Genomic DNA, 10,134 nt, shown 5'->3' with positions numbered 1-10,134 from the left:
TACGTTGCAGTGCCTGGAACGCCTGTGAACAACATGTAGTATATCGCGCCCACAGCGAGCATGGTCGACTGTGAGATCGAGAATACCACGAAGGATGTCCACATCCAGTCTGTGTAGAAGATGTAGTCTCCTGCGTTGATGGTTAGCAGCGTGCTGTTGACAGCAACGACTACTATGAACAGGTAGTGCGTTGTACGTCTAAGCCAGACCATTAGAGACCTAGACATTAGGCTCGTATATAAAATTTTATGTCCGCTAAAAAGCTGTGCGAATTTCGCACACAAGAGTTATGCCGACAGGTAATGTGCGTATTGTCTGCATGTCTGCAGGGCAGTAAAGCTTGTGAATGGATGTGTGTGTGCAGGAAATGCAGATAGAGGATGTACGAGACGAATTAAAAAGAAAAGAAGAAAAAAGGATTCTAAGCTCTTACTGGCTTTTCGTTGGCGATCTTCATTATCCAGAAGAGCCCTAGGGCCTCGATGACGGTCAGGACGGACAGTGCGTAAATGCCACTTGGCAGCGGGTATGCCCACGGGTAGACTGTGACGCCTACGTAGACACCGCCTGCGGTTGCAGCCCAGCACAGCGCAAAGCCCATGATGTAGATGCCCTTCATGTTTTCGACTCTGCGACCGATCATGCGTTCGATGTCGTCACGGCTCTCGCCGCCTCCACCGCTACCGCCCTTGCGTCCACCACTTCCGTATCCCTTTGGTAGAGTCATTTGCTATACAATCAGGGCATGCCTTTTTAAATTTTGCTGTCGGCTGGCTGCAGGGCGACGGCACGCGACGGATTTCGCTCCTTGTCAAAAGCGAAAAACGGCAAAAGGAAAAAGGGTGGATGGGGAGGAGAGAAAACGCGCCTTTTAGAGGCCGTTTCTCCCGCCAAACATGCTCCCCAAGCTTGTGCCCCGGAGCCTCGTCATGGCGACAGCGAGGCCAATCACCGCAGCCGCTATCAGCGCCGCGCTGACCGGGAACTCGGGCACCACGACTATGTTAAAGTCGACCTCCTCGGTGAACTGGCCCGTGCCCTGGCCGCTGACCGAGTTGACCCTGACAGTCACGGTCTTGCCTCCTCCCTGCTCAAAGGTCACCTTCTGGAAGCTTGTGCCAAAGTCTGCAAACTGGTTTGCGCGCTCTTCGATCGTCTCTCCGCTGCCGTCCTTGACCACAAAGTCATAGCTCACCCTCTCAAGCGGGAAGCCGTTGTTGTCGTAAAAGTTCAGGCCAAACTCGACCTCTTTTCCCGGCTCTATCGAGGCCGGCTCCCAGTCAAGCTCTATCTCGAAGGTGCCCCTGGGCGTCCCCTGGGTGAGCGGCGGCTCTGGTATCTCGGCCACGCCCGTTGGCAGCTCTGGCTCGCCCATTCCCACTTCGAGGAGCGAAAACGCGTACTGGATAGGCGCGTTGCCCGACGCGACCTCTACGTAGGTCTCGGCCTTGACAGGGTATGGAAAGTCGTTTACGACCCATATCTTGTTGTCCCTGTTGCCCTTGTGCCACCCGATCAATGTGGCGTCGTACGTGCCTGCCGGGACTGCCACCTTCTCCTTGCCCAGCGGCTTTATCTCCTCGCCACCGATAGCTGCTATCTTGCCCCAGGATGGCTGGCTAAGTGAAAGGGGCCTTGACTTTGCTGTGAAAGCCTCGAGCCACTGCAGAGAGCGGCCATACGCGCCGACGAACCGCCTGAGGTCGTCGGGTATGTCGGAGCCCCCGCCAAGCGACGCAAGGTTGTCTCCAAGCTTCATGGTGCCCGAGTAGACATTGCCCCTGTACTGCACAAACGTGGGTGCAATCCAGTTGCCGTCTGCGTCCTGCTCCTTAAAGTAAATCGTCATCTCGAAAGGATCATTGTTGTTTGTGTCAAACTCTTGTATCCTGTATTTCACGTACATGTCCTGCTTGGCACCCTCGCCCACGTACCATCTGTCGTCTGTCTGGGCGTACGCCGCATTAGTAGTAGCAGCAGCGGCTGTAGCCAAGATGCCCAGCACCAGCATAGAAGCTATCGCCATGGAGGCGAAAAACCTGGAATCCATTGAGACCGTACAGGGGGCGACCTCTGATAAATGTTTTAGTTGGGCTGCGCCCCCGCACGGGCTACTTTTTCTCAAAAAATCGCCCAGATACAAGAAAAATTAGTGCCAAACCAGCAAGGCCTGCCCTGCCCGGTGTTGCGAAAATGGCGGCCAAGAAAGATCCCGTCCATTCTGCGCTCCGTTTATACTCTGAGTCATTGTTAAGGACTACGCGTATCTTTTTGCCCCTCCCCTCCAACCCTTTGGCCGCCGGCGATAAGCAAATAAGTGGAGCCTTCTAATCCCTGCCTGCCGGAAAGAAAAAGAATATGTGCAACTGCCCCAAGGTGACATTCTACGAGGTCGAGTTCAAGCTTGCAGGGCTGAGGGTGGTGCCCACGCACAAGAACTGCGGCGACTCGCTCAACGACGACCAGTTCAACAGCTTTGAGAAAGAGCTGGTGAAATACTGGGGCTTCTCTGAAAAATAGCGCCTTTATATGCGGGATTTGGTGGCAGTTTAAATCCTCCCGCCGAAAAACAGGAGCCAAGCACGTCAACTTTATAAATGCCGGGGCAAATTCCGACATAGGTGGTTTTGAATGACCAAAATGTACAACGTAACAGTAGAAACGACAGGCGTAGATGCAGCTGAAGCCAAGGAGTGGGCCAACGAGCTTGCAAACGTTTATGCCGATATGCAGGTTTCGGACGTAAACGTCTCTGGCAACAAGATCTCGTTCAAGGCTGGCATGACCGGCATGGATGACACCGAGGCCGACGACATCAAGATGAAGCTTGACGAGTACGTCACGATGCACGAGGCTTTCTCGGTGAAAAAGATCGAGGTCCGCTAGGCCAAACGGCGGCGGCCCTTTTCCTTTGTTTCATTTCAGTCATCTAATCTGCTAAATCACTAGTTACAAATCATAAGCGATTATTACTAATATTGAAATACAAAACTGGCCGAGTTTGGCCTGAAACAGGCGATGACTTGCAAAGGCATATGCATCCGTCACAAGGCTCAAAAGCCAGTCGGCTCTGGCCGGTACGCTTCGGGACAAAAGAGGTGCCAGATCTGCGAGATATTCATCAAGTGGGATGGCCTCTGGTGCCCATGCTGCGGGTACAGGCTGCGGACAAAGCCGAGGAACCTGAAGTACAAGGCAAAGCTGCGCGCAAGGACGGCAAAACCAGCAGCACCAGTAGTAGTGGGGACAGAAGCTGCGACGGCGCCGGTCCTGACCGTAAGGCGGAAGTAAGTAAAACCGCGTAGCGTAAAGAAAGAGAGAGAGAGAGAGAAGTAAGAATCAGAGGCCCTTTTTTGCGGCCCTGTGCAGCGCCAGCTGCAGCTTTTCCAGCCGATGGCTATCGCTGGGCAAGTCCATGGCCAGCTGCACAAGCTTGGCGTATTTGCTGTAAAAGGCCGTTCCCCTGCCTGCGAGGCTCTCCGCTGCAACCCTGCCAAGGTAATAGTAACAGTCGGCAAGCATGCTCTTTTCCAGCAGGTATCCGGCTTTGGATGCGACAAGCTCCCTGTCGGGGTCCTGCGATTTCAGCTCGGCCACAGCCTCCTGCGACCTTGCTATCGCAGTCCGCGTCGCCCGCTCTATCCCAATGCAGTCGAGCGCGGTCGAGAGCTCGTCTGCGGCGCTTGCCGGGAGGTCTGCCTGCCTTGCCTGCGCCAGCTCGTGCAGGGGCATCGGCCTCTGGCCTGCAAGCGCAAGGGCGCCCTGGATATAATGATAAGCTGCCATCTTGAGCCACATGGCCGAAACGACGGCCTGGTTCTTGGCAGCCGCGCTTTTCATCCTCTGCTGGCAAACAAGCGAGCTTGCAAGCGACCTTCTGCCCTGCGCGGCCAAGAACCTGCCCCTCCGCCTGGCGGCCTCGCCTGCGATGGACGTGACCAGCAGCCCGCCTGCTTTGTCGACAGGCACCATTTCAGCTAGGGCGACCGCATGCTCGTCGGGCCTGGCTATGTGCACGAGCTCGACAAAATGGCTCCCCACCTTGGCCAAACGATAACAATTCTCTTCCCTGGGAGCATTGCTGCCACCGCTACCGCCACCACCGTTGTCGTCGTCGCCAGACAAGACTGCAATGTCGTATTCGCAGCAGGGGTGGCCCCTGCCAAGAGCGCGGCAGCCTATGAGCCCAGCCGGATGCTGGAGGCTCTCTACATAGTCCCTTATCTCGGGCGGGACGGAGGGGGAATGAGGAGGAGGCAGCGGCAACTTCTTGCTGTGCTGCTGGTCGGCGGCTGGCAATGTGCTCTGGTCTCTTTCTTTCTCTCTGCCAGTGACAAGCCGGTGCTTCATATTTTAATATGTGCGCCGATCTCCCTTTTGGAGGGATGAAAGACGACGATAGCGACAGGGGCAAGAAAAGGCGCGCCCTCTCTTCCTCATCTTTACCACAGCCACCGCCACGATCACAATCATCATCAGCATCATCAGCACCGGCCTCTCTTTCCGGGCTGGCAAAAAAGATCAAATCGGGCCAGGCCCGCATAGCGGTGTACGGCCTTGGGCACGTCGGCTCGCCCATAGCGTCCGTGTGGCTCAGGTTCGGGGCGCACGTCATTGGGGTGGACAAGTCGCCTTCCGTCCTTGAAATGGCAAGGAAAGGCAGGACGCACGTGCCAGAGCCCGGCGTGAACGAAGCCTTCTCAAAGGGCCTAAGAGAAAAGAGGTTCTCTGTTTACGACGACCCTGTAAAGGCGTCTCTGGATTCACAGATCAAGATGATATGCGTGCCCGTGCTCACCTCTTCCGGGTCGCTTTCTGCCGACCTTGGCGCGGTCAGGAGCGTCGCCTCCTCGATTGCAAAGGGGCTGAAAAAGGGCGACACCGTCGTCCTCAACCCCAGCGTGCCACCGGGCACCACGGAAGACGTGGTCGTGCCGATACTTGAGGAGGGCGGCCTCAAGGCAGAGCGGGACTTTCTCATGGTATACAACCCAGAGAGGATATACGAGGGCAGGGCTATCGAGGACATTGAGGAGCGGTACCCCGCCATTGTCGCAGGGGCGGGGCCGGCAAGCGTGGCCGCCGGCTCGCAGCTCTTCTCGCTCGTCTTCAAAAAGGGCGTGATGGCGATGAGCAACATACGCACAGCCGAGACGGAAAAGCTGCTGGAGGGTGTCTACCGCGATGTCAACATCGCGCTTGCAAACGAGATGGCGCGCTTTTGCGAAAAGGCGGGGGTCGACTTCTGGGAGGCAAGAGATGCAGCAAACTCGCAGCCGTTCTGCCACATACACAGGCCCGGGGTCGGGGTCGGGGGCGCCTGCATACCCGTCTACCCGCAGTTCATACTGTACGCTGCAGGGATGGCCAAGGTCGACTGCAACATCACCCGGCTTGCGCGAAACGTCAACGACTCGATGCCTGCCTACTGCGTGCAGGAGGCGATCAGGTTAGCCGGCTCTGTCCCCGAGTCAGTGGCAGTCCTCGGCCTTGCGTTCCGGGGCGGGGTCAGCGACACGCGCCTGTCGCCCACGTACGCGGTGGTGGACGAGCTGAAAAAGCTTGGCGTAAAGCAGGTAAGGGTGCACGACCCGCTAGTCAAGGCGGCCGACCCTGCTCTGCCGCAGGGCGCGACGCTCACCTCAGACATCCATGAGGCACTGGACGGCGCCGGCCTTGTCATACTGGCAACCGACCACCCGCAGTATGCCCGGCTCTCGCAGAAGGAGCTTGGCGCCGGCGACGTGCCCGTGTACGACGGCAGGGGGGTGCTTGACAGGTCGAAATTCAGCCGCATAGCGTCCATAGGGCGCCATCAAACGAGCTAACAGCGGCAAAATAATAGACATAGATTTAATACCGCCTGCCGGGGAGGATTTTTTCACTGCTTGGCACGCGCAAAGAAAGCAAGTGAGAAGAAAAACGACGACAACAACATAGAAGAAGAGGAAGGGAAGGAGAGCCTCGACCTGCTGCTGACAGTCGAATGGAAGGACGACGACAATTCCGTCGTCATGATAGACCAGACCAGGCTGCCGGGCAAGCTGGTTTATGTCAAGTGCACGGATTACCGCCAGGTCGCAGACGCGATCAAAAAGCTGGTCGTGCGGGGCGCGCCGGCCATAGGCGTCACTGCCGCCCTCGGACTGGCACTTGCAGCCGTGCAGAGCAAGGCCCGCACCGTCGAAGAGCTGATGACGGATCTCGATACCGCATTCAAGGTGCTCCGGTCCACCCGGCCCACGGCCGTCAATCTGTTCTGGGCGCTAGAGCGCGTCATGGCCAGGGCGAAAAAGGCCAGGACGCCGCAGGAGGCACGCGACGCCGTGCTTGCCGAGGCCCGCAAGATGTGGCAGGAGGATATACAGGCCAACAGGCAGATGGGCTCGTACGGCGCCAGCCTGTTCCGCGACGGCGACGTGGTCATGACCCACTGCAACGCCGGCTCGCTTGCCACCGTGGCCTACGGCACCGCCCTTGGAGTGATAAGGGCCGCCCGTGAGCAGGGCAAGCGCCTGAGCGTTATTGCCACAGAGACCCGGCCGGTCATGCAGGGCGCCCGGCTCACCGCGTTTGAGCTGCAGCACGACGGAATCGACGTGTCGCTGATACCGGACACGGCAGTCGGCCACATGATGGCGAGGGGCGCGATAAAGCGCGTGGTCGTCGGCGCCGACAGGGTGCTTCGCACGGGCCACGTGTTCAACAAGATAGGCACCTACCAGGTGGCGACGCTTGCCAAGAGGCACAACATACCGTTCTACGTCGCGGCCCCGCTCTCCACGTTTGACCTTGAAAGCAACCCCGAGGACGTAGTCATAGAAGAGCGTTCGGTCGACGAGGTGGTCAGGGTCGGCAAAAAGAGGGTGGCGCCAAAGGGGGTCAGGATTTTCAACCCCGCCTTTGACATGACGCCTCCCGAGCTTGTGACTGGCATCATCACCGAAAAGGGCATCCTGAAGCCGCCGTTTGAGAAGAACCTGAAGGCGCTCCTTGCAAGCTAGTTCCGCAGACCTCTGCAGACAAAGTATATTTATCGTGCGACCCAAACTCTTGCCAGAGGGAGAAAAGAAAAGAAGATGGCCTCCGGAGGATCCGCAGCTCAGCAGCAGGTCACAGAAGATCAGGTTTATTCGGCCCTGAAAAAGTGCATGGATCCCGAGATCCCTGTCAACGTGGTAGACCTCGGGCTAATCTACGGCGTCAAGGTTGCCGGCGGCAAGGACGTCGACATCAAGATGACCATGACCACCAGGGGCTGCCCGCTCCACGACACGCTTGTAAGCGACGTAAAGAGGTATGTGGGCAAGATATCCGGCGTCGGCAACATCAACGTAGAGATAGTCTGGGACCCGCCCTGGAGCCTGGACAGGATGAACCCCGCCGTCCGCGAGCAGCTTGGGTTTGGCAAGCCGAAGCTGCGCTTCCAGATAGACTATGAAAAGTCGATGCCGCTCAAGATCGGGCGCTCGACCAAGCAGGAGGACGGCTCGCTGATACTTGCAAACGACAAGGACCAGGGGTTCATGGTGAACGAGGCGATAATCGAGTTCTGGAAGAGCTGCGACGGCACCAAGACCATCAACCAGCTGACGGACCAGTTCTCTGCCAAGCTGGGCATGCCCCGGCAGCAGGTCGAGCAGGAAGTGGTCCAGCTCGTGCAGCAGCTGCTCGAAGCAGAGCTGTTGAAAGCCTGACATGCCTGCTGCCGGAGAAGGAGAAGGAGGAGAAGGGGGAGGGTCCTCCTCCTCTTTGTCTGCTACAATCGTCCCGCCGCACACCCGGACCATAGTTGAACTAGGGATGGGCGACGGCCGGCTCATAGAGGCGCTCGCAAGGGGCGACCCTCAGACGGTCTACGTCGGAATCGAGCTCGACTTGGAGCAGTGCGCGCAGGCAAAATCAAGGACAAGCGGCCTGCAGAACGTGTTTGTGGTGCAGGGCTCGTTTGCAGACATTGTGCCCCGGTTCCCCGACGGCTCGATTGATGGCTTTATCGCAGTCCTCCCCGACCCGTCGTTTGTAGACGAGAAAAAGGAGGAGCAGTGGCGCCCCTTTTACCAAACAGTGTATGCCAAGCTGAAAAAGCCGGGCGCGTTCAGGCTCGTGACAGAGCTTACCGACGAGCTCTTGCAGCCTGTCGGCAAGGACAAGTTTGACCTGTGGACGGTCTGGCTCATCGAAACCTTCCGGTCGATGGGTTTCAAGGCAGTCGGGGCAAACGAAGGCTCGCCGGAAGAGTATTCTTCGCGCTGCCTCGACCAGTTCAGGGGCGACCCGCAGCGCATCCGGCTCTTGACGCTCGACCTCGTCAAGTAAGGTAACCTGTACTAATAATAATAGTGGTGCTTTTTTGCCGCCGCGTGCTCTTGCATGCAATCCCTTGAGCAAAACTGCCCTGCGCACCCGTCGCGCCCGCACGGCAGGGGCTCGCCGGGAAATTTCCTGTTGCACCACGTGCACAGCGTTTCAAGCTCTGGATAGTTGCGGTTCATGTAGGGGCCGCAGTTGCGCTTTTCCCGGAACCACAGCACTTCGAGATTCATCTTTTCTGCGTGCGTCAGCACAATGTCATAAGCTTCGTAGTAGCCGGGCGCAAAGAACTGCCTGACAAAGGACGCGCCCCCGGGGCCCTTTCCAGACGACGGGCTGCGGTAGGCGACGAGCCACTTTTCCTGCGGCAGCGGGTCGCCTTCTCCTTCTTCTTCTCCTACTCCTCCATCGTCGCCACCATCATCACCATTACCTGCTGCCGTCTTTTTCTTCTCCTTCTCCTTCTTTTTGTCTTCCCCGTCGTCTTTTGCCGGCGCCGTCATGATGATGATGCTGGTGCTGATGATGGTATCTTTAGAGAGTCGCGCATGAACTGCGCAAGGTCTTCTGCTTTGAGCCTGTCCTGCCGCATGCTGTCGCGGTGGCGCACGGTCACGGTGCCGTCCTGCATCGTCTGCTGGTCGACCGTGACTGCAAAGGGCGCGCCGACCTCGTCAAGGCGCCTGTACCTCCTGCCAATGTTGCCCGACTCGTCGTAGAACGAGTCAAAGTCCAGTTTCAGCTCTGCGTGTATCTTTCTGGCCTTCTCGCCAAGGCCGTCCTTTGTCATGAGCGGGAGTATGCCTACCAGCACGGGTGCAAGGTACGGCTTCAGCCTCAGCACCGCCCTTGTCTCGTCCCTGACCTTCTCCTCGTAGTACGAGTGTTCCAGTATCGTGTAGAGGCTCCTGTCTATGCCCATGGACAGCTCAAACACGTGGGGCAGCACCTTCTGCTGGTCTGCCGGATCGACGACTTCGAGCTTCTCCTTGCTCGTAGCGGCATGGCCTTTCAGGTCATAGTCTGACCTGTAGTTGCAGGCCACAAGCTCTAGCCATCCGGTGCTCGTCTGGACCTCAAAATCGAACGCGACAGAGGCGTAGAACGCCTTTTCCTCGTCTGACAGGCGGCGGAACCTGCTCCTTGACACGTCGATGCCGGTCTTTTCGTAAAACTCGACCAGGAGCGCCAGATAATAGGCGACCAGCTTGTTTGGCACAAGCCCTTTTGCAATGGCCTCCTCTGCCGTTACGACGGTGATGGAGGCGTCGCCGTCCCTGAAGAGCCTGAGAGTAGTGCCTTTCACCTCTTCAAACCTTGGCAGGTCGTCGAGCCGGGCGGGGTTGCAGAACACCTCGATCTCGGCCTGGTAAAACTCGCGCAGCCTCAGGAGCGACTGGCGTGGCGCTATCTCGTTTCGAAAACTCTTGCCTATCTGCGCTATGCCAAGAGGCAGCCTGCCCCGCATGGTCTTGAATACACGCGAGAAATCGACAAAGATGGACTGGCAAGTCTCCGGCCTCAGGTACGCCTCTTCTGCAGCAGGGCCTATGCCGACTCGGAACATCATGTTGAACCTGCTGACAGGCCCAAAGTCGCCCTTGCAGTTTGGGCATTTGAGGCCGTGCTTTTTCACCAGCGCGTCGATGTCCTCGTTTGACAGCCTCTCAGGCACCCTCTCGCCCGTCTTTTCCTCGATGAACCTGTCGGCCCTAAATATCGCGCCGCATTTCGTGCACTTCATGACGGGGTCGGTAAAGTTGCCTATGTGGCCCGACGCGACAAAGACGCTCTTGCTCATTATCTGGCAGCCGTCTATCT

General features: G+C 57.7%; 12 protein-coding genes and 1 pseudogene. 7 read left to right on the top strand and 6 right to left on the bottom strand.

Translation table 11 applies throughout. The features are described from left to right. From WKI84_RS12385 to WKI84_RS12375, 3 genes and pseudogenes are all read right to left on the bottom strand, one after another. Positions 1 to 212: pseudogene (locus tag WKI84_RS12385) on the bottom strand (hypothetical protein); the annotation flags it as partial. A 209-nt stretch (positions 213 to 421) separates the two neighbouring features. Next, positions 422 to 727, bottom strand: coding sequence for a hypothetical protein (locus WKI84_RS12380; protein ID WP_337863869.1), 306 nt, complete (start codon positions 725 to 727; stop codon positions 422 to 424). A 144-nt stretch (positions 728 to 871) separates the two neighbouring features. After that, a complete protein-coding gene (locus WKI84_RS12375) occupies positions 872 to 2,026 on the bottom strand; it encodes a hypothetical protein (protein ID WP_337863868.1) in 1,155 nt (384 codons plus the stop codon). Positions 2,027 to 2,358: 332 nt separating this feature from the next. On the opposite strand from WKI84_RS12375, the gene WKI84_RS12370 reads away from it, so the two are divergent. The 3 genes from WKI84_RS12370 to WKI84_RS12360 all read left to right on the top strand — a co-directional run bounded on the left by WKI84_RS12370 (position 2,359) and on the right by WKI84_RS12360 (position 3,291). Beyond that, positions 2,359 to 2,520: a hypothetical protein gene (locus WKI84_RS12370; RefSeq protein WP_337863867.1), complete on the top strand. Its 162-nt coding sequence runs from the start codon at positions 2,359 to 2,361 to the stop codon at positions 2,518 to 2,520. Between the two features lie 120 nt (positions 2,521 to 2,640). Then, positions 2,641 to 2,886: a hypothetical protein gene (locus WKI84_RS12365; protein ID WP_337863866.1), complete on the top strand. Its 246-nt coding sequence runs from the start codon at positions 2,641 to 2,643 to the stop codon at positions 2,884 to 2,886. A gap of 132 nt (positions 2,887 to 3,018) precedes the next feature. Then, positions 3,019 to 3,291, top strand: a complete 273-nt coding sequence (locus WKI84_RS12360; RefSeq protein ID WP_337863865.1) for a hypothetical protein — start codon at positions 3,019 to 3,021, stop codon at positions 3,289 to 3,291. A gap of 48 nt (positions 3,292 to 3,339) precedes the next feature. Here the strand turns inward: WKI84_RS12360 and WKI84_RS12355 are convergent, their stop codons facing one another. Next, the gene (locus tag WKI84_RS12355) at positions 3,340 to 4,299 is read right to left on the bottom strand and encodes a hypothetical protein (protein ID WP_337863864.1); all 960 of its coding nucleotides are present in this window, start codon (positions 4,297 to 4,299) and stop codon (positions 3,340 to 3,342) included. Between the two features lie 86 nt (positions 4,300 to 4,385). On the opposite strand from WKI84_RS12355, the gene WKI84_RS12350 reads away from it, so the two are divergent. From WKI84_RS12350 to WKI84_RS12335, 4 genes are all read left to right on the top strand, one after another. Beyond that, on the top strand, positions 4,386 to 5,828 hold the full coding sequence (locus WKI84_RS12350) for a nucleotide sugar dehydrogenase (RefSeq protein ID WP_337863863.1): 1,443 nt from the start codon (positions 4,386 to 4,388) through the stop codon (positions 5,826 to 5,828). Between the two features lie 60 nt (positions 5,829 to 5,888). Next, positions 5,889 to 7,004, top strand: coding sequence for an S-methyl-5-thioribose-1-phosphate isomerase (mtnA, locus tag WKI84_RS12345; protein WP_337863862.1), 1,116 nt, complete (start codon positions 5,889 to 5,891; stop codon positions 7,002 to 7,004). Between the two features lie 75 nt (positions 7,005 to 7,079). Further along, positions 7,080 to 7,697, top strand: coding sequence for a PqqD family peptide modification chaperone (locus WKI84_RS12340; RefSeq protein WP_337863861.1), 618 nt, complete (start codon positions 7,080 to 7,082; stop codon positions 7,695 to 7,697). Between the two features lies 1 nt (position 7,698). Beyond that, the gene (locus WKI84_RS12335; protein WP_337863860.1) at positions 7,699 to 8,319 is read left to right on the top strand and encodes a methyltransferase domain-containing protein; all 621 of its coding nucleotides are present in this window, start codon (positions 7,699 to 7,701) and stop codon (positions 8,317 to 8,319) included. An 11-nt stretch (positions 8,320 to 8,330) separates the two neighbouring features. Here the strand turns inward: WKI84_RS12335 and WKI84_RS12330 are convergent, their stop codons facing one another. Further along, positions 8,331 to 8,816, bottom strand: coding sequence for a hypothetical protein (locus WKI84_RS12330; protein ID WP_337863859.1), 486 nt, complete (start codon positions 8,814 to 8,816; stop codon positions 8,331 to 8,333). Next, a partial coding sequence (locus WKI84_RS12325; RefSeq protein ID WP_337863858.1) for a glycine--tRNA ligase occupies positions 8,813 to 10,134 on the bottom strand: 1,322 nt, incomplete at its 5' end. The genes WKI84_RS12330 and WKI84_RS12325, both read right to left, overlap by 4 nt.

The sequence above is a fragment of the Nitrososphaera sp. genome (genome assembly GCF_037447015.1).
GTDB lineage: Archaea > Thermoproteota > Nitrososphaeria > Nitrososphaerales > Nitrososphaeraceae > Nitrososphaera.
Note: the sequence above shows the minus strand (reverse complement) of the source record. Positions and strands in the feature narration are given on the sequence as shown.

Coding starts and splice junctions, on each gene's coding strand:
- WKI84_RS12380 (WP_337863869.1), bottom strand. CDS start 727: ATGACTCTACCAAAGGGATACGGAAGTGGTGGACGCAAGGGCGGTAGC.
- WKI84_RS12375 (WP_337863868.1), bottom strand. CDS start 2,026: ATGGCGATAGCTTCTATGCTGGTGCTGGGCATCTTGGCTACAGCCGCT.
- WKI84_RS12370 (WP_337863867.1), top strand. CDS start 2,359: ATGTGCAACTGCCCCAAGGTGACATTCTACGAGGTCGAGTTCAAGCTT.
- WKI84_RS12365 (WP_337863866.1), top strand. CDS start 2,641: ATGTACAACGTAACAGTAGAAACGACAGGCGTAGATGCAGCTGAAGCC.
- WKI84_RS12360 (WP_337863865.1), top strand. CDS start 3,019: ATGACTTGCAAAGGCATATGCATCCGTCACAAGGCTCAAAAGCCAGTC.
- WKI84_RS12350 (WP_337863863.1), top strand. CDS start 4,386: ATGAAAGACGACGATAGCGACAGGGGCAAGAAAAGGCGCGCCCTCTCT.
- WKI84_RS12340 (WP_337863861.1), top strand. CDS start 7,080: ATGGCCTCCGGAGGATCCGCAGCTCAGCAGCAGGTCACAGAAGATCAG.
- WKI84_RS12335 (WP_337863860.1), top strand. CDS start 7,699: ATGCCTGCTGCCGGAGAAGGAGAAGGAGGAGAAGGGGGAGGGTCCTCC.
- WKI84_RS12330 (WP_337863859.1), bottom strand. CDS start 8,816: ATGACGGCGCCGGCAAAAGACGACGGGGAAGACAAAAAGAAGGAGAAG.